Source organism: Thermus composti, assembly GCF_014647535.1.
GTDB classification, from domain to species: domain Bacteria; phylum Deinococcota; class Deinococci; order Deinococcales; family Thermaceae; genus Thermus; species Thermus composti.
In genome coordinates, this window is record NZ_BMPJ01000008.1 from 58,612 (window position 1) to 80,766 (window position 22,155).

24 protein-coding genes are annotated in these 22,155 nt (G+C 68.4%); 8 read left to right on the forward strand and 16 right to left on the reverse strand.

The annotated features are described in order from the left end of the window. Positions 1–11 precede the first annotated feature (11 nt). Complete coding sequence (locus IEX93_RS04510) at positions 12–776, forward strand: patatin-like phospholipase family protein (protein ID WP_188846949.1); 765 nt, start codon at positions 12–14, stop codon at positions 774–776. Continuing rightward, the gene (gene lepB / locus IEX93_RS04515) at positions 773–1,579 is read left to right on the forward strand and encodes a signal peptidase I (RefSeq protein ID WP_188846951.1); all 807 of its coding nucleotides are present in this window, start codon (positions 773–775) and stop codon (positions 1,577–1,579) included. The genes IEX93_RS04510 and lepB overlap by 4 nt, the downstream gene beginning before the upstream one ends. Here lepB and IEX93_RS04520 read toward each other — a convergent pair. The 14 genes from IEX93_RS04520 to IEX93_RS04585 all read right to left on the reverse strand — a co-directional run bounded on the left by IEX93_RS04520 (position 1,571) and on the right by IEX93_RS04585 (position 12,995). Then, positions 1,571–2,134, reverse strand: a complete 564-nt coding sequence (locus IEX93_RS04520; protein WP_188846953.1) for a LutC/YkgG family protein — start codon at positions 2,132–2,134, stop codon at positions 1,571–1,573. The genes lepB and IEX93_RS04520 overlap by 9 nt on opposite strands. After that, a complete protein-coding gene (locus tag IEX93_RS04525) occupies positions 2,124–3,512 on the reverse strand; it encodes a LutB/LldF family L-lactate oxidation iron-sulfur protein (protein WP_188846955.1) in 1,389 nt (462 codons plus the stop codon). Before IEX93_RS04525 ends, IEX93_RS04520 begins: the two co-directional genes overlap by 11 nt. After that, complete coding sequence (locus tag IEX93_RS04530; protein WP_188846957.1) at positions 3,502–4,212, reverse strand: (Fe-S)-binding protein; 711 nt, start codon at positions 4,210–4,212, stop codon at positions 3,502–3,504. The genes IEX93_RS04525 and IEX93_RS04530 overlap by 11 nt, the downstream gene beginning before the upstream one ends. 38 nt (positions 4,213–4,250) lie before the next feature. Beyond that, positions 4,251–5,504 carry a sensor histidine kinase gene (locus tag IEX93_RS04535; RefSeq protein ID WP_188846959.1) on the reverse strand — a complete coding sequence of 418 codons (1,254 nt, stop codon included), beginning with the start codon at positions 5,502–5,504 and terminating at the stop codon, positions 4,251–4,253. Between the two features lie 4 nt (positions 5,505–5,508). After that, a complete protein-coding gene (locus tag IEX93_RS04540) occupies positions 5,509–6,192 on the reverse strand; it encodes a response regulator transcription factor (protein WP_188846961.1) in 684 nt (227 codons plus the stop codon). Next, entirely contained in the window at positions 6,189–6,548 is a 360-nt protein-coding gene (locus IEX93_RS04545) for a hypothetical protein (protein WP_188846964.1), read from the reverse strand. The genes IEX93_RS04540 and IEX93_RS04545 overlap by 4 nt, the downstream gene beginning before the upstream one ends. Positions 6,549–6,558: 10 nt before the next feature. Then, the gene (locus IEX93_RS04550; RefSeq protein WP_188846966.1) at positions 6,559–7,206 is read right to left on the reverse strand and encodes a DUF502 domain-containing protein; all 648 of its coding nucleotides are present in this window, start codon (positions 7,204–7,206) and stop codon (positions 6,559–6,561) included. Positions 7,207–7,241: 35 nt separating this feature from the next. Beyond that, positions 7,242–7,847 (reverse strand): helix-turn-helix domain-containing protein, encoded by a 606-nt coding sequence (locus IEX93_RS04555; RefSeq protein ID WP_188846968.1) that lies wholly within the window; start codon positions 7,845–7,847, stop codon positions 7,242–7,244. A gap of 66 nt (positions 7,848–7,913) precedes the next feature. Then, on the reverse strand, positions 7,914–8,141 hold the full coding sequence (locus IEX93_RS04560) for a hypothetical protein (RefSeq protein WP_188846970.1): 228 nt from the start codon (positions 8,139–8,141) through the stop codon (positions 7,914–7,916). A 36-nt stretch (positions 8,142–8,177) separates the two neighbouring features. Next, positions 8,178–8,423 carry a nucleotidyl transferase AbiEii/AbiGii toxin family protein gene (locus IEX93_RS04565; RefSeq protein ID WP_229906093.1) on the reverse strand — a complete coding sequence of 82 codons (246 nt, stop codon included), beginning with the start codon at positions 8,421–8,423 and terminating at the stop codon, positions 8,178–8,180. Next, positions 8,420–8,731: a divalent-cation tolerance protein CutA gene (cutA, locus tag IEX93_RS04570; RefSeq protein ID WP_188846972.1), complete on the reverse strand. Its 312-nt coding sequence runs from the start codon at positions 8,729–8,731 to the stop codon at positions 8,420–8,422. The genes IEX93_RS04565 and cutA overlap by 4 nt, the downstream gene beginning before the upstream one ends. Further along, entirely contained in the window at positions 8,731–11,148 is a 2,418-nt protein-coding gene (gene gyrA / locus IEX93_RS04575; protein ID WP_188846974.1) for a DNA gyrase subunit A, read from the reverse strand. The genes cutA and gyrA overlap by 1 nt, the downstream gene beginning before the upstream one ends. Before the next feature lie 164 nt (positions 11,149–11,312). Then, entirely contained in the window at positions 11,313–11,753 is a 441-nt protein-coding gene (gene aroQ / locus IEX93_RS04580) for a type II 3-dehydroquinate dehydratase (protein WP_188846976.1), read from the reverse strand. Between the two features lie 21 nt (positions 11,754–11,774). Further along, positions 11,775–12,995 carry a class I SAM-dependent RNA methyltransferase gene (locus IEX93_RS04585; protein ID WP_188846978.1) on the reverse strand — a complete coding sequence of 407 codons (1,221 nt, stop codon included), beginning with the start codon at positions 12,993–12,995 and terminating at the stop codon, positions 11,775–11,777. Between the two features lie 37 nt (positions 12,996–13,032). Here IEX93_RS04585 and IEX93_RS04590 point away from each other — a divergent pair, with 37 nt between their 5' ends. Genes IEX93_RS04590 through IEX93_RS04615 form a run of 6 tightly spaced genes read left to right on the forward strand, consistent with a single transcriptional unit; the run spans position 13,033 to position 20,250 of the window. Next, on the forward strand, positions 13,033–13,686 hold the full coding sequence (locus IEX93_RS04590; protein ID WP_188846980.1) for a response regulator transcription factor: 654 nt from the start codon (positions 13,033–13,035) through the stop codon (positions 13,684–13,686). Beyond that, positions 13,687–14,673 (forward strand): M20/M25/M40 family metallo-hydrolase, encoded by a 987-nt coding sequence (locus tag IEX93_RS04595; RefSeq protein WP_188846983.1) that lies wholly within the window; start codon positions 13,687–13,689, stop codon positions 14,671–14,673. A 5-nt stretch (positions 14,674–14,678) separates the two neighbouring features. After that, the gene (locus IEX93_RS04600) at positions 14,679–15,518 is read left to right on the forward strand and encodes a hypothetical protein (RefSeq protein ID WP_188846985.1); all 840 of its coding nucleotides are present in this window, start codon (positions 14,679–14,681) and stop codon (positions 15,516–15,518) included. Positions 15,519–15,527: 9 nt separating this feature from the next. Next, a complete protein-coding gene (locus IEX93_RS04605; protein ID WP_188846987.1) occupies positions 15,528–17,264 on the forward strand; it encodes an ABC transporter ATP-binding protein in 1,737 nt (578 codons plus the stop codon). Next, positions 17,261–19,069, forward strand: a complete 1,809-nt coding sequence (locus tag IEX93_RS04610) for an ABC transporter ATP-binding protein (RefSeq protein ID WP_188846989.1) — start codon at positions 17,261–17,263, stop codon at positions 19,067–19,069. Before IEX93_RS04605 ends, IEX93_RS04610 begins: the two co-directional genes overlap by 4 nt. Then, on the forward strand, positions 19,066–20,250 hold the full coding sequence (locus IEX93_RS04615; protein ID WP_188846991.1) for a bifunctional folylpolyglutamate synthase/dihydrofolate synthase: 1,185 nt from the start codon (positions 19,066–19,068) through the stop codon (positions 20,248–20,250). Before IEX93_RS04610 ends, IEX93_RS04615 begins: the two co-directional genes overlap by 4 nt. Here the strand turns inward: IEX93_RS04615 and IEX93_RS04620 are convergent. Then, complete coding sequence (locus IEX93_RS04620) at positions 20,207–21,256, reverse strand: protease complex subunit PrcB family protein (protein WP_188846993.1); 1,050 nt, start codon at positions 21,254–21,256, stop codon at positions 20,207–20,209. The two genes, IEX93_RS04615 and IEX93_RS04620, sit on opposite strands and share 44 nt — an antisense overlap. A 46-nt stretch (positions 21,257–21,302) precedes the next feature. Next, positions 21,303–22,151: an ABC transporter permease gene (locus IEX93_RS04625; protein ID WP_188846995.1), complete on the reverse strand. Its 849-nt coding sequence runs from the start codon at positions 22,149–22,151 to the stop codon at positions 21,303–21,305. Between the last annotated feature and the right edge of the window lie 4 nt (positions 22,152–22,155).

Below are 22,155 nucleotides of genomic sequence, written 5' to 3' on the forward strand. Positions count from 1 at the left end.
ACCATGGGCCCATGCGCGGCCTCGTGCTTTCCGGAGGCGGGGCGAGGGGGTTTGCCCACATCGGCGCCCTGGAGGTCTTCGTGGAGGCGGGCCTGGACTTTGAGGTGGTGGCCGGGGCAAGCATGGGGGCCATCGTGGGGGCGCTTTTCGCCGCGGGGAAGAGCCCTCGGGAGATCCTGGAGCTCGCCCGGAACACCCCGTGGCTCGGGATCCTAGGCTTCTCCTGGCGGGAGGCCCTCTTCTCCCGGGGGCGGCTTAAGCGGTACCTCGCCGAACACCTGCCCCAGGACTTCGCCGACCTCAAGCGCAAGCTCGTGGTCACGGCGGTGGAGGTGCGAAGCGGGCGGGTGGTCTACCTCTTCCAGGGCGACCTGGTGAGCGCGGTCTTGGCCTCGGCGGCCCACCCCCTCCTCCTCAGGCCGGTGTGGCGGGAGGGCCTCCTCCTCTTTGACGGCGGGGTCCTGGACAACCTGCCCGTGGACGCGGCCAGGTTCTTGGGGGCGGAGGAGGTCTGGGCCGTGGACGTGACCCCGGAGCGGAGCGTGGAAAAGCCCCCCGAGGGGGTTTTGGGTCTCGCCCTCAGGGCGGTGGACCTGATGCAGCACCACCTCACGGCAAGCCGCATGGCCCTTTACGCCCCCGAGGTCTACCTTAGGCCCGAGCTCGGGGAGGTGGCGGTGCAGGATTTCCTCCGCCTCGAGGAGGCGGTGGAGGCAGGAAGACAGGCTGCCAGGCGCCTTTTGGAAGGTAGAGAGGGTAGAGTGGGGGAGGTATGAAGGCCTTTTGGGATTACCTGTTCAAGGAGTGGTTCCGCCAGGTGGGGGAGGCCCTCCTCGTGGCCTTTTTGGTCACCACCTTCGTCTTCACCACCGTGGGGGTGGTGGGGCAGAGCATGTACCCCACCCTGAGGAACGGGGAGCGGGTCCTGGTGCCCAAGTGGGAGACCTGGCTCGTGCGCCTGGGGCTTTGGGAGTGGAAGCGGGGGGAGATCGCCATCCTGAAGCCCCCCGAGGGCACCCCCTTTTCCACCGCCCACTTTCCCGTTTTGGGCTTTTCCTTTCGGGCTTTCTTCATCAAGCGCATCGTGGCCGTGCCCGGGGACGAGGTTTACGTGGACCGGGGGGTGGTGTACGTGAACGGGAAGCCCCTGGCGGAGACCCACATCACGGACCGGATCGCCCCCTGGCCCGACTCCTTCCCTGGGGTGTGCTACGAGGGGGGGCGCCTCACCCGGATCATCACCCAGCAGGGGGACTTTCCGGTGGACCTCCTTCCCGCCTACCTGAGGCCCCTTAGGGAGATGCTCCTTCCCCCTTCGCAGGAGACCCTGGCCCGAAGCGCCCTCGGGGAGGTGTGCGAGGTGGGGCGGATCAAGCTGAAGCCGGGGTATTATTTCGTCATGGGGGATAACCGCACCTTAGGAGGCTCGGAGGACTCCCGGACCTTTGGCCCCATCTCCGTGGAGAGGATCGCCGGGCGGGCGAGCTTCGTGTGGTGGCCCGTCTTCGTGCGGGAGGAAGGGGGCTTGCGCCTGAACCTCCGTAGGCTTTCCCCCCCTGAGGCCTACCGGCTAGAGTAGGACCGCCACGATGAGCCGCCCGGGCCCGTGGACCCCCTTCACCATCACCTGGCCGATGTCGGCGCTTTTGGAAGGCCCGGAGTGGAGGCCTAAGGCGCTGGGGAGGCTTTGGAGGTCCTGGAGGGCCTCGAGGAGGCTCCCGTAGACCCTTCCCGCTTCCACGAAGACCAGGTGGGTGGGGGGAAGGAGGTGGACCCTTCGGCCCTCCTCGCTGGAAAGGGCCACGCTCCCCGTTTCCGCCACAGCGAAGAGGGCCCAGGAGACCCCCAAGGGGGCTTCCTCCGGGGGTAGCTCGGGGAGGGGGGGCCTGAGGTCCTGGGGGAGGGTTTTGCCGAAGGTGGCCCCGGGAAGCCCCTCGGCGAGGCGTTGGGCGAAGGCTTTGGCCTCTTCCCGGGGAAGCTTCATGGCTTCGGCCCCGTTTTCCTCTAGGCGCCTCAGGAGGAGGTCCACGGGGTCCTCGGCGAGGGGGGTGTGGGGATGCTCGGGGAGAAGGGCCTTGGGCCTCTCCTTGAGGGCCCGTCGCACCCGGGCGAGGATCCTGGTCCTAGCCTCCACGCTCCACCTCCTTCCAGAGCTCGTGGAAGGGCTTGGGGCTTGGCTTTAAGGGGCCCCTTCCCTCCGTCCAGGCCCTGAGGAGGGGGAGGAGGTCCTGGGGGAGGGGGAGGCCCCTTAGGGCCTTGGAGAAGAGGCGGTAAAGGGCGGGGCTTTCCATGACCTTGCGGAAGGCCTTCATGGCCGCTTTTTCCCAGGAGGGGGTGAGGCCCTCCGCCACCGCCCGGTGCCGCCAGGTGAGGAGGAGCTTGGGGATGGGGATCAGGACGGGGCAGGCCTCGAGGCAGGCCCCGCAGAGGCTGGAGGCGTAGGGCAGGGGGTAGGCCTCCTCCAAGGAGAGAAGCCCGGGGTCCAAAACGGCCCCGATGGGCCCCGAGTAGACGTAGCCGTAGGGGTGCCCCCCAGTCTGGCGGTAGACGGGGCAGGCGTTGAGGCAGGCCCCGCAGCGGAGGCACCTCAGGGTCTCCCAGGCCTCGGGGTCGGCGAGGAGGGCGGTGCGGCCGTTGTCCACCAGGACCACGTGGACCTCCTCGGGACCTTCCTCCCCTTCCCTGGCGGGGCCTTGGATCAGGGAGACGAAGGTGGCGAGGCGCTGCCCCGTGGCCGCCCGGGCGGTGAGGGGAAGGAAGAGGGCCAAATCCTGAAACCGGGGAAGGAGCTTTTCTATCCCCACGAAGGCCACGTGCACCTTGGGGAGAGAGGTGGAAAGGCGGATATTTCCCTCGTTCTCCATGAGGGCCAGGGTGCCGGTCTCCGCCACCAGGAAGTTGGCCCCGCTAATGCCAAGCTCCGCCGTGAGGAAGGCCTCCCTTAGGACTTTGCGGGCCACCTGGGCCAGGGCCTCAGGGGGGGCGTCCAAGGGGGTGCCGAAGCGCTCGTGGAAAAGCCTCTGGATCTCCTCTAGGGAGAGGTGGATGGCGGGGCCCACAATGTGGCTTGGGGGCTCGCCCAGAAGCTGGATCAGGTACTCCCCGAGGTCGGTCTCGTAGACCTCCACCCCCAGGGATTCCAAAAGGGGGTTCACCCCAAGCTCTTCGGTGAGCATGCTCTTGGCCTTGACCGCCCGCCTCACCCCGTGCCTTTGGACCACCTCCCTTAGGACCCGGTGGGCGTCCTCGAGGGTCTCCGCCCAGTGGACCTGGACCCCGTTTTCCCGAAGGCGCCTTTCCGCAAGCTCCAGGTAGTGGTCCAGGTGGCTTAGGACGTGGTCCTTCACCGCCTTGGCCCTTTCCCGCCAGGCCCCGATGGACACTTCCCCGTAGGCTCTCAGGCGGTTCCTCTCAAAGTGGAGGGTAGCCCCGGTGACCGCTTCCCGCACCCCGGGCTTTTCCCGAAGGAGCCTCGCCGCCTCCTTGGGGTAGAGCTTGGCCTTAGCCCGCATACGCCTCCCAAAGAAGGGTGGCCAGGGGGGCCACCCGGATCCCTTGGCCCTTCTTGGCCATGCGCCCTGCCAGGTGGAGGAGGCAGCCCGCGTCCGTGGAGGTGAGGACCTCGGCCTTGGGCAGGGTGGCGAGCTTCCGGTCCGCCATGGCCAAGGAGACCTCGGGGAGCTTCACCGAGAAAAGCCCCCCGAAGCCGCAGCACTCCTCCGCCGCCTCCCAGGGGAGAACCTCGGCCCCGGCGTTTTTGAGGAGGAGAAGGGGCTCCTCCCGCACCCCGAGCTCCCTTAGGGCGTGGCAGCCGGGGTGGTAGGCCACCTTCCTCCCTTTAAGCCCCTCCCCGAGCTTCTCCACCCCGAGAACCCGCACCAGGAACTGGGAAAGCTCAAAGGTCTTCTCCGCCATGGCCAAAGCCTTCCGGTTTCCCGGAAGGAGCTCGGGATAGTGGTTTTTCACCATGCTGGTGCAGCTTCCCGAGGGTAGGACCACGTACTCCGCCTCCTCAAAGACCTCGAGGGTCCTTTTGGCCAGGGGCCTCGCCTCGTCCCAGTACCCGGCGTTGAAGGCGGGCTGGCCGCAGCAGGTCTGGCCCTGGGGGAAGTCCACCTCCACCCCCAAGGCCCTGAGGAGCCGCACCGCCGCCACCCCGGCCTCCGCGTAGAACTGGTCCGCCAGGCAGGTGATGAAAAGGGCCACGCGCATCTGCCCACAGGATACTCCCTTTTTCCCTTGGACTGGGTCTATTCCTCGGGAAGAAGGGGGAGGCGCACCCGGAAGACCGTGCGGCCGGGCTGGCTTTCCACCTCTATCTCCCCGCCGTGGGCCTTGGCGATGGCGTGGGCGATGGCGAGGCCGAGCCCCGTGCCCCCCCCGGGCCCCCGGGCGAAGCGCTGGAAGAGGCGGGGGAGGAGGTCTTGGGGGATCCCGGGGCCTTGGTCCTCCACCTCCAAAAGGGCCCAGTCCCCCTCTCGGCGAAGCCGCACCCCAACCCCTTCCTTCCCGGCGGCCCGCACCCCGTTGGCGATGAGGTTGCGCAAAAGCTGCAAAAGCCGGTCCGGGTCCCCCAGGACCTCCAGGGCCTCCCCCTGGAAGCCCACCCCCTGCTCCCGGACCGCCTCCTCTGCCAGGGCCTTGAGGTCCACGATGAAGAGGTTGAGGCTCCGCTCCGCCTCTCCCCGGGCCAGGGCCAGGAGGTCCTCCACCAGGCGGCGCATCCTTTCGGCGGTCCTCTGGGCGGTGGCCAGGGCCTCGAGGTCTTGGGGGTTCCGCCTTAAGCGGTCCAGATGGCCCAGGAGGACGGTGAGGGGAGTCCTTAGCTCGTGGCTCACCTCGGCCAGAAAGGCCCGCTCCCGCTCCTTGGCCTCCTTTAGGGCTCGGAGGAGGGCGTTCACCGCCTCCACCATGCGGCCGAACTCGTCCTTGGGGAGGCTTAAGGGAATGGGGTCTAGGCGCTCGGGGCTTCGGGCGGCGATGGCCTGGGCGGCGGCCTCGAGGGGGCGGGCCGCGAACCGGGCGGCCAGGTAAAGGAGGCCCGTGCCCAAGGGAAAGAGGAGAAGAAAAGCCTCTAAAAGAGCCTGGCGAAGGGCGAAGAGGGCCTCCTCCACGGGGGCGGTGTCCGCGGTGAGGGCGAGGAGGCCCAAGGGGGTGCGAACGAGGGCGGCGGCGAAGCCCTCCTGCCAGAAGACCCTAGGCGCTTCCCTCGCCCTTTGGAGGAGCGGGGGAGGCAGGCGGTGGCGGGGCTCGGTGAGGATCAGGGGCTCCCCGTCCTCCCGGTAGAGGTGCAGGAAGACCCCCCCGGTGGTGAGGAGAAGGCCCGCCCGGCCCTGGCGGTAGGCCTCCGCCACCTTGGCGGCGTCCTGGAGGAGGGTGGCCTCGAGGCGCTCCCTGAGGCTTCCTTCCACCCGCCTTCCCGCCAGGTAAAGGCTTGCGGAGAGGAGGAGGAGCCAAAGGAAGCCGAACCCTAAGAAGAGGCGGGAACGGAAGCTAAGGGGCATCCCCCTAGCCTTCCTCCTCTCCCCGGCCCGGGCGCACGGCGTAGCCCACCCCCCGGACCGTGCGCAGGTACCCGTAGGCCCCCACCTCCCGCAGCTTGGCCCGTAGGTTGGCCATGTGGACGTCCAGGACGTTGGAGTCCTTGCCGAGGGGCCTGCCCCAGATCCTCTCCTCAATCTCCAGGCGGGGGAAGACCCGGCCCGGGCGGCTCATGAGGAGGTGGAGGAGGTCAAACTCCTTGGGGGAGAGGCGCACCTCTTCCCCGGCGAAGAAGACCTGCCGCCGCCTGGGGTAAAGCTCCAGCCGCCCCACCGATAGGACCTCGCTCCCCTCCTTGTGCCGGAGCTGCACCTGGATCCGGGCCAAGAGCTCGGCGGGGTGGAAGGGCTTCACCAGGTAGTCGTCGGCCCCCTCGGAGAGGAGCCCCACCTTGCGCTCCACCGCATCTTGGGCGGTGAGGACCAGGATGGGGGTGTCGTCCGTGGCCCGGATCCTGCGGGCCACCTCGGCCCCGTCCAGGTCGGGCAGGCCCAGGTCCAGGACCACCAGGTCGGGCTTGCCTTCCCGGTGGCGGATCAGGCCTTCCATGCCGGTTTTGGCCCACTCCACCTGGAAGCCCGCCTCCTTAAGCTCCAGCTCCACCAGGCGGGCCACCTCGGGGTCGTCTTCTATGAGAAGGATCTGCTTCATGGCCAAAACCTTTCCGGAAGGACGAGGCGGTAGAGAAGGAGGAGTTCCCTTAGGCTCCACCGCTCCCTTCCCTGAAGGAGCCAGACATCCCCTCGGTCGGCGATCCCCTGGAAGGCCTGGGGCCCTCCCCCGGGGAGGACGAGGAGGAGGCGCACCTCCTGCCCGGGCCGGGGGGGTAGGGGTTGGGAAAGGGGAACCAGGCGCCCCCTTTCCACCCGCCAGGCCCCGTGGAGGGTGCGGAGGTCGGGGGAAAGGAGCCGGATCTCCGTCCCCTCGGGTAGGGAGGGGCCGAAAAGGGGGGGTGGGGCGGCCCAGGCCAGGCCCAGGAGGAGGAAAAGGCAAAGCCCTAGGCGCATCGCCCCCATTCTAGCGGGCCTCCTCCGGGCTTCGTGGGAGGGAGGTTAAGGGGCCTTGGGGTTTTTCGGGGAGGAGGAACCCCGCCGAGACCACGTACTTCAGGGCCTCTTCCACGCTGATCTCCAGGGGGATGACCTCCTCCGAGGGCACCAGGATCACCATGCCGCTTGCGGGCACGGGGCTGGTGGGTACCAGGACGGCGGTGTACCCCTCGGGCAAAGGGGGAAGCCTGCGGTTCACGGGCTGGACCACGAAGCAAAGGGTGTAAAGGCCCCGCCTCGGGTACTCTATGACCGCCGCCCGGCTGAACTTCACCTCCTGTTGGCCGAAGAGGGTGTGGGCGATCTGCTGAACGGCCTTGTAGATGTCCCGCACCAGGGGAAGGAGGAGGAGGGAGCGCTCCAAGGACTGGAGAAGCCTCCGCCCCAGGTAGTTTTCCGCCAGGGTGCCCACCAGGTAGATAAGGACCGCGGCCAGGAAAAGGCCCACGAAGGGGAGGAGGGGTTGGTAGGGCCGGGGCACCTCCAGGTCCAAAAGCCGCAGGAAGGCCTGGATGTACCCCCCGGAGTAAGTGTAGACCCAGCCCAGGAAGTAGAGGGTGACCAGCAGGGGAAGAAGGGTGATGAGCCCCGTGAGAAAACGCTGGCGGAGGCGCATGGTTTTTAGTTTACGCCATGGCCTCCGCCTAGGCCCTAGCGGCCTTCGCCCCGGCTTTCCGCCAGCTCCTTGAGGCCCTTTAGGTCCTTGAGGAGGATCTTCCCGTAGCCGGAGCGGATGTACCCCTCCCGGGCGAGCTCCCCGATGACCTTGGTGACCGTCTCCCGCACGCTCCCCACGGCGGCGGCCAGCTCGTCGTGGGTGGCCCGGAGGACCAGGCCCTCCTCTTCTTCCTTGGCCAGGGGGGTTTCCGCAAGCTCCAGGAGGGCTGCCGCCATGCGGTTCTTCAAGCGCTGGGTGGCCAGGCGCTCAATGCGCCGGTAGGACTCGGAGAGGGCCTGGGCCAGGTGGGCCACCAGCTCCAGGAGGGTTTCCGGGTCGGGCTCGGCTAGGGGCTCGGCCACCACCTCGGTCACCGCCTCGGCGAAGTAGGTGCGCTCGGTGCCGGAGAGGGCTTCCTCCCCGAAGTACCCCCCGGGGCGTACCAGGCGGAGGGTGAGGGCGTTCCCCTCCTCGTCCACCGCCTCGAGGCGCACCAGGCCCTCCACCACCCGGAAGACCCGGTCCTTGGGGCCCGGCACCCCGGGGTAGAGAATGACCTCGCCGGGCTTGAAGCTTACGGTCTCGCGGGCCTTGGTCATGGCGTCCTCCTCACCCCCAGGCTAGCACGGGGGCGGGATTTTGTAAACCTTTGGGTTGCAAAAATCCTACCCGCCCAAAGGGCGCTTCCGGGCCACGGGCAGGAGGCGGTCCGTGGCGATCTCGGGGGTCTCGCCCCGCTCCTTAGCCCTCTCCGCTTCCAGGGCCGCCCAGAAGAGGGCCATCTCCCAGACGGCCCGGAGGCGTTCCTCTAGGGGCACTTCCCGCCACTCGGCCCGGTCGTCGGGGGGGGCCTCGAGGGGAAAGCGGCGGGCGATGGGGGGGATCTTTCTCATGGCCCTAGCTCCCCACGGGCCGGCCGAAGGCCCGCTTCAGGGTCTTGAAGTCCTCGGGGTGAACCACGTAGACCTTGACTCCCTCCACCTCCCGTTCCAGGGCCCGAAGAAGCGGCGGATGGCGGCGAGGACCCTATCCGCCTCCTTGGCGTCCACCCAGAGGTCCAGGTCCTTGGTGAACCGGGACCTTCCGAAGAAGGCCAGGGCGTACCCCCCGATGACCAAAAACCGGGCCCCTTCCTGGTGGAGGGCCCGGAGGAAGTCCCGCATGTCCTGGGTCATCCCGTGTTCTCCCGGAGCCAGGCCAGGTAGGGCCCGTGCCCCTCGGCGATGGGGAGGGCCACGATCTCGGGGACGGTGTAGGGGTGGAGGGCCTGGACCCGCTCCCGGAGCCTGGGGAAGGCGTGGGTGGTGGTCTTGACGATGAGGAGGAGTTCTTTATCCTCCACCACCTCCCCCTGCCAGCGGTAAATGGAGGTGAGGCCGGGGACGATGTTCACGCAGGCGGCCAGGCGCTCCTCCACCAGGGCCTTGGCGATGGTCCTCGCCACCTCCTCGCTGGGCACCGTGATGAGCACGACCTCTTCCATCACTTTTCCTCCTCCACCACAAAGGCGCTCGCCACCTCGTCGTCCTCGGGGAGATTCATCACCTTGACCCCGGCGGTGGGGCGGGAGTACTGCCGGATCTCGGCCACGGGGGTGCGGATGGCGAGGCCCTTGCGGGAGAGGACCAAGAGGTCCTCCCCGCCCCGGACCTTGAGCAGGGCGGCGAGCCTCCCCACCTTGGGGGAGACGGCGTAGGTGATGACCCCCATCCCGCCCCGGCCCTGGAGGGGGTACTCGGAAAGGGGCGTGCGCTTGCCGTAGCCTCGGGTGCTCACGGAGAGGAGGTCCACCATCTCCCCAGGTTTCACCACCACCAGGGAAACCACGCGGTCTTCGGGCTTCTTGAAGCGGATGCCGATGACCCCCTGGCTGTCCCGGCCCGTGGCCCGCACCTCCTCCAGGGGGAAGCGGATGGCCTGGCCCTCGGCGGTGGCCAGGATGGCCTCATCCTCGAGGTCGGAGAGGGCGACCCCCACCAGGCGGTCCCCCTCCTGAAGCCTTATGGCGATAAGCCCCGCCTGGCCCAGGTTCTGGTACTCCTTGAGGGCGGTGCGCTTGATGAGGCCCTGCTCCGTGGCGAAGACCAAGAAGCCCTCCCCGTCCAAGCCCCGCACGGAGAGGAGGGCGGCCACCTCCTCGTCCTCGGCGAGGGGGAGGAGGCTTTTCACGTGGACCCCCCGGGCCTGGCGGCCCAGCTCAGGAAGCTCGTAGACCTTGAGCCGGTAGACCCGGCCCCGGTTGGTGAAGAGGAGGAGGTCGTCGTGGGCGTCGGCCACGAAGACCTGGGTGGCCTCGTCCTCCTCCTTGGTCTTCCCGGCCAAAAGGCCCTTCCCCCCCCGCCCCTGGGCCCGGTAGCCCTCCAGGGGGAGGCGCTTGAGGAAGCCTTGGGCGGTGAGGGTGATGACCATGGGCTCGTCCTCAATGAGGTCCTCGGGGTTGAAGTTCTCCTCAAACTCGGTGATGAGGGTGCGCCTGGGGTCCCCGTACTTCTCCTTGACCCGGAGGAGGTCGGCCTTGACCTCGGCCAGGAGGCGGGCCTCGTCCTCGAGGATCGCTCTCAGGCGGGCGATCTCCTCCATGAGCCCCCGGTACTCTTCCAGAAGCTTCTCCCGCTCCAGGGCCACCAGGCGCTGGAGGCGCATGTCCAGGATGGCCTGGGCCTGGACCTCGGTGAGGCCAAAGCGCTCCATGAGGGCGGCGCGGGCCTTGGGGGCGTCCTCGGAGCCGCGGATCAGGGCGATGACCTCGTCAATGTGATCCAGGGCGATGAGGAGGCCCTCCAGGACGTGGGCTCTTTCCTCGGCCTTCTTCAGCTCAAAGAGGCTTTTCCGCCGCAGGACCTCCTTCCGGTGGTCCAGGTAGTGGCGCATGAGGTCCAGGAGGGAAAGGACCTTGGGCTCCCCGTCCACGATGGCCAGGAGGTTCACCGTGAAGGAGGTCTGCAGGGCGGTGTGCTTGTAGAGCTGGTTCAGGACCACCTGGGGGTTGGCCCCCCGCTTGAGCTCAATGGCGATCCTAAGGCCCTGGCGGTCGGACTCGTCCCGCAGGGCCACGATGTCCTCAATTTTCTTGGCCTTGACCAGGGCGGCGATCTGGGCGATGAGGCTCGCCTTGTTCACCTGGTAGGGGATCTCCGTGACCACCAAGACGGGCCTTTGCCCCTTTTCCTCCACCCGCACCTTGGCCCGCACCTTGAGGCTTCCCCGGCCGGTGGCGTAGGCCTCCTTGATGCCCTTCCGGGAAAGCTTCCCCCCCGTGGGGAAGTCGGGGCCGGGGAGGTGGCGCATCACCTCCTCCAGGGTGATCGTGGGGTTCTCAATCATGGCCACCAGGGCGTCCACCACCTCGGCGAGGTTGTGGGGCGGGAGGCTTGTGGCCATGCCCACGGCGATGCCGCTCGCCCCGTTCACCAGGAGGTTGGGGATGGCGGCGGGCAGGACCTCGGGCTCCTTGAGGGAGCCGTCGTAGTTGGGGCGGAAGTCCACCGTCTCCTTGTCAATGTCCAAAAGCATCTCCGCCCCGATGGGGGAAAGCCTCGCCTCGGTGTAGCGCTGGGCGGCGGGGGGGTCGCCGTCTATGGAGCCGAAGTTCCCCTGGCCGTCCATGAGGGGGTAGCGGAGGTTCCAGGGCTGGGCCAGGCGCACCAGGGCCTCGTAGATGGCGGCGTCCCCGTGGGGGTGGTACTTGCCCATGACCTCGCCCACGATCTTGGCGCTTTTCACGTGCTTGCGGTTGGGCAAGACCCCCTCCTGGTAGGCGCCGAAGAGGATCCGCCTCTGGACCGGCTTGAGCCCGTCCCGCACGTCGGGCAGGGCCCGGTCCACGATGACGGACATGGCGTAGTTGATGAAGCTTTGCTTGAGTTCCTCGGTGATCTCTACCGGAAGGATCTGGGCCATAGTCTCCTCGTTGGGCGAAGCAACGCCTTTGCCCAGTATACCACGTTAGGGCACGGCTTTGGCCTCGGGGGGACGCTTGTTTTTTAAACGAGCTCTATATTTTCGGAATCGGGCACCCTTCCTAGACGCCCCTTGGTTTTGGCGCTGAGAGCGCCCTTGGGCGCTTAGCCTCCTACCTCGAGGGTCTCCGCCAGGTAGAGAAGGGCCAGCTTGTAGGAGAGGATGCCGAAGCCGGAGATGATCCCCCGGCAGGCCCCGGCGGTGACCGAGTGCTGGCGGAAGGGCTCGCGGGCGTGGAGGTTGGTGAGGTGGACCTCCACCACGGGGAGGGGCTGGGCCCGGATGGCGTCTAAGAGGGCGTAGGAGTAGTGGGTGAGGGCCCCGGGGTTGAGGACGATCCCCAGGAAACCCTCCTGGTGGGCCTGCTGGACCCACTCCACCAGCTGGCCCTCGTAGTTGGTCTGGCGGAAGGCCACCCCAAGGCCAAGCTCCGCCCCCCAGGCCTCGCAGAGGGATTCCAGCTCCTCGAGGGTGGTGTGGCCGTAGAGGTGGGGCTCCCGGGTGCCCAGGAGGTTCAGGTTGGGGCCGTTCAGGATCAGGACCATGGCAGATCCTTGCCCAGGATACTAAAGGCGAAGGAGGGAGAGGACCTCCACGTGGTGGGTGAAGGGGAAGAAATCGTAGGGGCGGGCGAAGGCGAGGCGGTAGCCCCCCTGGACCAGGGCCCCCACGTCCCGCGCCCAGGTGGCGGGGTCGCAGGACACGTAGAGGATCTCCCGGGGCCGGGCCTTAAGGAGGTAGGCCCGCACCTCGGGGGCAAGGCCCGAGCGGGGCGGGTCCACCACCACCAGGTCAAAGGCGCCCAAGGCCTCGGCCTTGCGGGCGTCCGTGCGGAGGAAGCGGACGTTCTCCACGCCGAGGCGCTTCCGGTCCATCTCCCCCCGGCGCACCGCCTCCTTGCTGATCTCCACCGCCACCACCTCCTGGTAGCGGGGGGCGAGGAGGAGGGAGAGGAGGCCGCTTCCCGCGTAGAGCTCCAGGGCCCGCCTTCCCCCCGCTACTAGCGTGCGGGCCTCCTCCAGGAGGGCCCCCGCCGCCAGGGGGTTCACCTGGCTGAAGCTTTCCAGGCTCACCGTGGCCTTTAGAGGGCCGAAGGCCTCGAGGAGGGTGCGCTCCCCGGCGAGGGGCGTGACCCTTCCCCGAAAGCGCCCCTTGGGGGAGGGCTCGGCCCAGACCACCCCGGCGAACCCCTCCTTCACCAGGGCCTTGGCGGGGCGCTTCAAGGCCTCGGGGCTTCCCCCGATGAGGCCGAGGAGGACCTTGCCCTCTAGGAGGCTTCCCCTGAGGGCCACCTCCTCCACGGGCAAGGGCCAAAGCTTCAGCACCCCGAAGGCCCAGGCCAGGGGCTCGGCCAGGAGGGGGTCTTCCTCTAAGGGGTGGAGGGCGTGGCTTTCCGGCAGGCGGTAGGCCAGGCCCCCCAAGGGGTGGCGGGCGTACTGGGCGGCGGTGCGGTAGGCGAGGGGCCTGGGGGAGGGTTGAATGGGGGCCAGGGGGGCCTCCAGCTTGGCGATCCGCTCCAGGGCGTCCCGGACCAGGCCTTCCTTGAGGGGGAGCTGGGCCTCGTAGGCCAGGGGCAGGTCCGCCGAGGGGGGAAGGGGCTTAGGGTAGCGGGCGGGGTGGGGCTCTAGGATCTCGGGGGCCTCCAGGAAGAGAGCCCCCTTTTGCCGCTTGGGCTCCCCCCGCACCAGCTCCCCGGGGAGGGCCCCCTTCACCAGGACCACCCCCCTTTCGGTGCGGGCCAGGCCGTACCCCCCGGGTACCAGTTTCTCCACGCGAAAGGTCAGCACGCCTCTACCCTAGCCCCTTTGGCGCTATGATGGAAGGGTGATCCGGGTTCTTCTGGCGGACGACCACGCCCTTTTCCGCCAGGGGCTGAAAAGCCTTCTGGAGGCGGAGGGGGACTTCCGGGTGGTGGGGGAGGCCAAGGACGGGTGGGAAGCGCTCAGGTATGCCCTGGAGACCAAGCCCGACGTGATCCTCATGGACATCCAGATGCCAGGCCTGGACGGGGTGCAGGCCACCCAGGCCATCCTCCGGGAGTGGCCCCAGGCCAAGGTCATCATCCTCACCATGTACCGCCAGGATGTCTATGTCTTTGAAGCGGTGAAGGCGGGGGCCCGGGGCTACCTCCTGAAGGACGCCGACGCCAGCGAACTCATCGGGGCCATCCGCCGGGTTCACGCCGGGGAGGTCCTTCTGGATGCGGAGCTTGCGGGCCACATCATCCAGGACTTCCGGGCCAAGAAGGAGGCCCGGGCCCCCATGCACGCCGAGCTTTCCGAGCGGGAGGTGCAGATCCTCAGGCTGGTGGCCCAGGGGTACACCAACCTGGAGATCGCCGCCGAGCTCGGCCTTTCGGAGAAGACGGTGCGCAACCGCCTTTCCGAGATCTTCCAGAAGCTTCACCTCAATAACCGCACCCAGGCCGCCCTTTACGCCATCCGCGAGGGGCTGGCCCAGCCCGAGCCCGAGGAGTAGGTGGACCCCGTAAGGCACCTCCTGGAACTCGCCCCCCTTTCCGAGGAGGGGCGCGCCCGGTACGTGGCCCGCCACCTGGCGGGGGCCCGGCGGGACGGGGTGGGAAACGTCTTCGCCGGGGAAGGGGAGGTGTTGCTCCTCGCCCACCTGGACTCGGTCTTTCCCCCTGGGCCTTGGCGCTTTCAGGGGGAGCGGCTCTACGGCCCCGGGGTGGGGGACAACGCCAGCGGCGTGGCCGTCCTCCTCTCCCTGCCGGAGTTGCCCGGGGTGGTGCGGGGCTTCACCGTGGGGGAGGAGGGCCTTGGCAACCTGAAGGGGGCGCGGGCCCTGGTGGCCGCCTTAGGGCCCAAGGTGGTGGTGGCCGTGGACGGCTACCTCCCGGGGGTTGTGGACCGGGCCTTGGGCTCGGTGCGCTTCCGGGTGCGCTTCCTGGGCCCCGGGGGGCACGCCTGGGGGGACCGGGGCGCCCCTAACCCGGTCTTCGCCCTGGCCGAGGGGTTAAGGGTTTTGGAGCGCCGGGTGGCGGGGCGGGAGGGGGTGAGCTTAAACGCCGCGGGGCTTCGGAGCGGAGAGGCGGTGAACGCCATACCCCAGGAGGCCTCGGCCCTTCTGGAGCTTCGGGCCCTGGACCCAGGGGCCCTGGAGGCCCTTTGGCGGGAGGCCCGGGCGGACCTGGAGGAGGTGGCCCGCCGCTACCGGGTGGGTCTTGGCCTCGAGGTCCTGGGCCAAAGGCCCGCGGGGAGCACCTTCACCCCCAGGCTTAGGGCGGCGGCCGAGGAGGCCTTGAGGGCCATCGGGGAGAGGCCCCTCTTCCAGGCGGCCTCCACCGACGCCAGCGCTGGGGTGGAGCGGGGGATCCCCGCCCTGGCCCTTGGGGTCTACCGCGGGGGTGGGGCCCACACCCCGGAGGAGTGGGTTCTTCCCAAGAGCCTTTGGGAGGGGAGGCGGGTCCTCCTCGCCTTTCTCAAGGCCCTTGGCGTAGGATAGGGCGTATGCGCGTGGGCTTGGTGCAGGGCTTCCTTTCCCGCCGTTATTTGGGCTTTTGGGAAGCCTATCTGGAGGCTTTGGGGGTGGAGGTGGTCCGGGCCAACACACCTCCCTCCCCGGTCCCCTTCTGCCTCCCCGTCCAAGGGCTCCTCGCCCAGGTGGAGGCCCTCAAGGAAAGGGGCGTGGACTACCTCCTCCTTCCCGACCTCCAGGACGGGGTGGAGTCGGAAAAGGGGGGTGGGCAGTGCCCCTGGCTTTTGGACCTGGAGGCCGCCCTCCTCCGCTACTTCCCGGGGCTTCCCCCGGTGCTTAAGGTCCCGGCGGAGCTTTCCGAGCGGGTCTTGGGCCGGGCGGGGGAGGTGGGGCAGATCCTCACCCAAAACCCCATGCTGGTGGGGCGGGCCCTGGACCGGGTGCGCTACCTCCTCAAGCCCCCTCCTCCCCTCAAGACCCCCCAGGGAAGCGTGGGGATCGTGGCCCAGCCCTACCTCCTCGAGGACGAGGCCTTCCGGGAGGAGGTGGCCAAGGCCCTAGCCCGGGTGGACCTTTTGCCCTACTTCCCCGACCTGCCCCCCGAGAAGTTGCGGGAGGAGGGGGACCGGCTTTTGCCCATGGACCTTCCCACGGACCGGGAGCTTGTGGGCATGGTCCACTACCTCCACCGCCTGGGCCGGGTGAAGGGGCTTCTCCTGGTGGTCTCCTACGCCTGTCCTCCCATCCCCGGCCTCCTCCGCCGCGCCGCCCGGAGGCTTACCAAGCCCCACCGCCTGGTCACCTTGGGGGAGGACTGGAGCGAGGCCCTTCTGGGCTTAAAGGCGGAGATGGAAGGGGGCGGGGCGCGCTAAACTGGGGTTATGACCGGGCGGTCAGTCTCGCCCCTCCCGCGGCTTTGGCCCTTCCTTAGGCCCTACCTTTTCCGCTACGCCCTTGGGGTCCTGCTGGGCCTTTTCTCCATCGGCTTCTTTGTCCTCTCCCCCTACTTTTTGCGCCTGGCGGTGGACGCGGTGGCCCAAGGGGAGCCTTTCGGGCGCTACGCCCTCCTTCTGGTGGGCTCCTCGGCCCTCTCTGCCCTCCTTTCCTACCTCATGCGGCGCCTTTCCGTGGTGGCGAGCCGAAGGGTGGAGTACGAGCTGAGGAAAACCCTCTTTCACCACCTCCTCCTTCTGGACCGGTCCTTCTACCAGAGGACCCGGGTGGGGGACCTGATGAACCGCCTGAACACTGACCTCTCCGCCGTGCGGGAGATGGTGGGCCCGGGGATCCTCATGGGGAGCCGGCTTTCCTTTTTGGTCCTCCTGGCCTTTCTCTCCATGTACGCCGTGAACCTCCGCCTGGCCTTTTACCTCACCCTTCTCCTCCCCTTGATCGGCGTGGCGGTCTTCTTCCTCCTGCGCCTCGTGGACCGCCGCTACCGGGAGGCCCAGGAGGCCTTTGACCGGATCAGCACCTTGGCCCAGGAGGCCTTTAGCGGCATCCGGGTGGTGAAGGGCTACGCCCTCGAGGCCCGGATGCTCTCCCGCTTCCAGGCCTTGAACCAGGTTTACGTGGCCAAAAGCCTAGCCCTGGCCCGGGTGGAGGGGCCCATGCACGCCCTTTTGGGGTTTCTCATGGGCTTCGCCTTCCTCACGGTCTTGTGGGTGGGCGGAGGGATGGTGGTCCGGGGGGAGATGAGCGTGGGGGAGCTGGTCCAGTTCAACGCCTATTTGGCCCAGCTCACCTGGCCGATCCTGGGGCTTGGGTGGGTCCTGGCCCTTTACCAAAGGGGCCTCACCAGCCTGAGGCGGCTTTGGGAACTCCTGGACGAAAGCCCGCGCATCCGCGACCAGGATCCCTTGCCCCTGGCCCCCGAGGACCTCACGGGGGAGGTGCGCTTTGAGGGGGTGGGGCTACGCCTTGGGGGAAGGTGGGTGCTTAAGGGGCTCACCCTCACCGTGCCCGAGGGCATGACCCTGGGGATCACCGGGCGGACGGGCTCTGGGAAAAGCCTTTTGGCCGCGCTGGTGCCGAGGCTTTTGGACCCCACGGAGGGCAGGGTCTACGTGGGGGGGTACCCCGTGGAACGGATCCCTTTGGCCACCTTGCGGAAGGCGGTGGGGGTGGTGCCCCAGGAGCCCTTCCTCTTCAGCGAAACCCTTAAGGAGAACATCGCCTTCGGCCTGGACGAGCCGGACCCCGAGCGGGTGGCGTGGGCGGCCCGGCTCGCCGGCATCCACGAGGAGATCCTCTCCTTCCCCAAGGGGTACGAGACCCTTTTGGGGGAGCGGGGGGTGACCCTTTCCGGGGGGCAGCGGCAGCGGGTGGCCTTGGCCCGGGCCCTGGCCAAAAGGCCTAAGATTCTCATCCTGGACGACGCCCTAAGCGCCGTGGACACGGAAACCGAGGCCCGGATTCTCCAGAGCCTGAAGACGGTTCTGGGGCGGCAGACCACCTTCCTCATCTCCCACCGCACCGCCACCCTGCGCCACGCCGACTGGATCATCGTCTTGGACGGGGGAAGGATCGTGGAGGAGGGGACCCACGAGCACCTCCTAAAGGCCGGGGGCCTTTACGCGGAGATGGACCGCATCCAGCGGATGGAGGTGGAGGAATGAGGGAGGAGGACGCCTACACCAAGGCCTTTGACCGGGAGCTCTTCGCCCGCATCCTGGCCTATGTCCGCCCCTACCGGTTTTGGGTGGGGCTCGCCCTCCTCTTTCTCCTCCTCACCACCCTCACCGCCGCCCTCACCCCCCTCTTCTTCAAGTGGGCCATTGACGAGGCCTTGGTGCCTAAGGAACCCAAGCCCCTCGCCGAGCGGTTCGCCCTCCTCCTTTGGGTGAGCCTGGGCTTTTTGCTGGTGCGGGGGGTGAACTTCGCCGCCACCTACGGCCAGACCTACCTCATCCAGTGGGTGGGGCAGCGGGTCCTCTTTGACCTGAGGAGCGCCCTCTTCGCCAAGCTCATGCGCCTCCACCCGGGGTTTTACGACCGGAACCCCGTGGGCCGCCTCATGACCCGGATCACCTCCGACGTGGACGCCATCAACCAGTTCATCACCGGGGGGCTTGTGGGGGTCATCGCCGACCTCTTCACCCTCTTGGGCCTTTTGGGCTTCATGTTCTTCCTCAACGCCAAGCTCACCCTGGTGGTCCTCCTGGTGACCCCCGTGCTCCTTTGGATCACCGCCTGGGTGCGCCGGGGTATGCGCCAGGCTTACCGGGAGATGCGCTTGAGGCTTGCCCGGGTGAACGCCGCCCTCCAGGAAAACCTCTCCGGGGTGGAGACCATCCAGCTTTTCGTGAAGGAAAAGGACCGGGAGGCCCGGTTTGACCGCCTGAGCTGGGACCTCTTCCGGGCCTGGGTGGAGATCGTCCGCTGGTTCGCCCTCTTCTTCCCCGTGGTGGGCTTCCTGGGGGATCTGGCGGTGGCGGGCCTCCTCTACTTTGGGGGCGGGGAGGTGGTGCGGGGGGTGGTCTCCCTGGGGCTTCTCGTGGCCTTCGTGGACTACACCCGCCAGCTCTTCCAGCCCCTCCAGGACCTCTCCGACAAGTTCAACCTCTTCCAGGGGGCCATGGCCAGCGCCGAAAGGATCTTCGGCGTCTTGGACACGGAGGAGGAGCTTAAAGACCCCGAGGACCCCAGGCCCATCGCCCGCTTCCGGGGGGAGGTAGAGTTCAAGGACGTCTGGCTCGCCTACACCCCCAAGGGGGTGGAGCCCGGGGAAGGGGACTGGGTCTTGAAGGGGGTTTCCTTCCACATCCGCCCCGGGGAGAAGGTGGCCCTGGTGGGGGCCACGGGGGCGGGGAAGACCAGCGTGGTGAGCCTCATCGCCCGCTTCTACGACCCCCAAAAGGGCCAGGTCCTCCTGGACGGGGAGGACGTGCGCCGCTACCGCCAGGAGGAGCTTAGGCGGCGCATCGCCATCGTCCTCCAGGACCCCTTCCTCTTCTCGGGGACGGTTCTGGACAACCTCCGCCTCTTTGACCCTTCCATCCCCGAGGAAAGGGTGGTGGAGGTGGCGAAGTTTTTGGGGGTGCACGAGGCGATCCTGCGCCTGCCCCAGGGGTACCACACCCCCTTGGGGGAGCGGGGGGCCGGGCTTTCCACGGGGGAGAAGCAGCTTCTCGCCCTGGTGCGGGCCCTTCTGGCAAGCCCCGATGTCCTCCTGATCCTGGACGAGGCCACCGCCAACGTGGACTCGGAGACGGAGAGGCGCCTTCAGGAGGCCCTCTACAAGGCCATGGAGGGGAGGACCTCCATCCTCATCGCCCACCGCCTCTCCACCATCCGCCGGGTGGACCGGATCCTGGTTTTCAAGAAGGGGCGCCTCGTGGAGGAGGGGACCCACGAGGCCCTCTTGGCCAAGGGGGGGTACTACGCCACCCTCTACCGCCTCCAGTACGCGGAGGAGGTATGACCTACGGGGAGGCCTTGGCCTGGCTTTACGCCCAGCGCCGCCGAGGGGAAAGGGGCCTTGGGCGGGTGCGGGCCCTTTTGGACCGGCTTGGAAACCCCGAAGGGGCCTTCCAAGCGGTTCACGTCCTGGGCACCAACGGCAAGGGGAGCGTGGTAGCCTACCTCGAGGCCGCCTTCCGCGCCTCAGGCCTCGCCTACGGGGCCTACACCAGCCCCCACCTTCTGGACTTCCGGGAGAGGATCCGCACCCACCTGGGCCTTATCCCCGAGGAGGAGGTGGCGCGCTTCGTGGCCTGGGCGAGGGAGGAGGCCTGGGCGGAGCCCCCCGGCTTCTTTGACCTGGCCACCGCCCTCGCCTTTCACCACTTCCGGGAAAGGGGCGTGGCCCTGGCGGCGGTGGAGGCCGGGGTAGGGGGGGAGAAGGACGCCACGAACGCCCTTTCCCGGGTGGTCCTCACCGTGCTCGCCAACGTGGGGGAGGACCACCTGGAGGCCCTTGGGGGAAGCCTTCAGGCGGTGGCCCGGGAGAAGGCGGGGGCCTTCCGGGAAGGGGTCCCCGTGGTCACGGGGGCGAGGGGGGTGGGCCTGGCGGTGGCCCGGGAGGTGGCGGCGAGGAGAGGGGCTCCCCTTTACGTCCTGGACCCAGAAGACCCCCTCTTCGCCCTTCCCGCCCCGCCTGGCCTCAAGGGGGCCTACCAGGAGGAAAACGCCCGGCTGGCGGCGGCCGCCTTGAGGCTTTTGGGCTTTCCCGAGGAGGCCATCGCCCAAGGCCTTAAGGAGGCCAAAAACCCCGGGCGCATGGAGCGCTTCCTTTGGGAGGGGGTGGAGGTCTACCTGGACGGGGCCCACAACCCCCCGGCGGCGGAGGCCTTGGCCCGGGAGTTCTGGGGCTACCACCTCGTCTTCGGGGCCTTTCCCCGCAAGGACGTGCGGGGGGTTTTGGCCCACCTTTTGCCCAAGGCGCAAAGCGTCCGCTACGCCCGGGCGGGGGAGGGGGCCTTGGGGCCCGAGCTGGGGACCCCCTTCTTTGAGGACCCCTGGGAAGCCCTCCTCCACGCGGTGGGAAGGGCCCGGGAGGACGGGCTTCCCGTCCTCTGCACGGGTTCTTTGTACCTGGTGGGGGCGCTAAGGGGGCGGCTTATTCCCTCTCCTCCGCCAGCACCCTCCCCTGGGGATCGGTGAAGATAACCCGCTGCACCTTCCTAAGCTCCAGGATCACGTAGGGGCTGGTGAGGGCCTGGGTGACGATGGCCCCCGGGGGAGGGGTGTGGAGGGCCAGGACCACCCGGGCGGTGCCCCCGGCGTAGGTGACCCCGGCCACCTCGAGGCGGTACCCCCCCGTGGGCTTAAGCCCCCAGAAGAAGGCGGCCACGCTCCGGGTCCGGAAGTCCACGCTGGGGGCCGGGGGCCGAGGAAGGCGGTTGCCCACGGCCAGGTTCCAGATCTCCAGGAAGCGGCTTGGACTGTTGGCCAAGAGGGCCTTGGGCGCTTCCTCCTGGTAAGCGGCGTTGCTGCCCCGGTCCAGGATACGGTAAAGGGTCTCGGGCGGGCTCACAATCTTCACTGGAAGGCCATACTGCACCTGTAGGGCGCCGAGGCGGTAGCCGTCGGGGGCGGGGTCCAGGGGGAGGGCCGGAAGGACGGGTTCGGCCAGTTCAAAGAGCGCCACCTGCCGCCCGCCCCGCCGGGCCAGAACCTCCCGGAGGACCACCTGGGTTTCCGGTCCGGTGAGGGCGTAGAGGTCCGGGGTCCGGTAGGTGGCGGGCTGGACCAGGGTGCGCCGCTCCCCTTCCTTGAGGCTTCCCGTGAGGCGCACCCAGCCCACCCCGTCGTAAAGCCAGGTGGCCCGGAGGTCGGCGAGGGCGCGCACCTCCACCAGGCTGCCCGAACCCCCCCGCACCGCCTGGGCCAAGGGCCTTAAGGCCGGTTTCGTCTCCCGGAGGAGGGGCTGGCCGTTCACCCATAGGGCTCCGGGCACGGCCCATAGGTTTTCCCCTTGGGGCCTTTCCAGCCTCAGGGTCTCCCGGCCCAGGCGCACCTCCCGGGGCTCCCCGTAGAAGTAGGTCCAGCGCTCCGTGGCCTCGGGGAAGAGAAGCTGCACCTCGGCCACCCGGTAGCCCGAGCCCTGGAGCACCTGGCAGGCGGAAAGGAGGGGGAAGAAAAGAAGGGCCAAAAGCGCCTTGCGCATGCCCCCATCTTACCCCAGGGGGAAGGGGGCGGTTTTTACCCTTCCTTTAGCGGCTCCGGGGGTCCAGGGCGTCCCGGAGGCCGTCCCCCAGGAGGTTGAAGGCGAGGACGGTGAGCATGATGAAAAGCCCGGGGAAGATCATGGTCCAGGGGGCGTTCATGGCGTAGCCCCCCTTGAAGCTGTCGGCGATCATGGCCCCCCACTCGGGGGCGGGGGGCTGGGCCCCAAGGCCCAGGAAGCCCAAGGCGGCGGCCTCGAGGGTGGCTGTCCCGATGGACAAGGTGGCCTGGACCACGAGGGGGGGCAGGGTGCCCGGGAGGATGTGCTTGAAGAGGATCCGGCCATTGCCCGCCCCCAGGGCGACGGCCGCCTGGACGAAGTCCTGCTCCCTGAGGGAGAGGACCATGGAGCGGGCCAGGCGGATATAAACCGGCACCTGGACGATGCCGATGGCCAGCATGGCGTTTTGCAGGCTGGGTCCCGAGACGGCCACGATGGCGATGGCCAAAAGGGTTCCCGGGAAGGCCAAAAGGAGGTCGGCGAGCCAGCCGATGAAAAGCTCCGTCCGGCCCCGGTAGAACCCGGCTAAGAGGCCGAGAAAGGTGCCCAGGAGGAGGCCGAGGCTCACCGACACCACCCCCACCTGCAAGGAGATCCGGCTCCCGTGAAGGACCCGGGTGAACACGTCCCGGCCCAGGTGGTCGGTGCCGAAGGGGTGCTCCAAGGAAGGGGGCTTGAGCCGGTTCAGGTAGTCCCGGTCGGTGCTGGGATCGTAGGGGAGGAGGAGGGGCACAAGGAGGGCGAGGAGGAGGAGAAGCCCGGTGAGGACAAGCCCCACCTTGCCCGAAGAGGACTTCAGAAAGCGCCGGAAGGCTTGGCGGGTGGGTGTTTCCATGGTT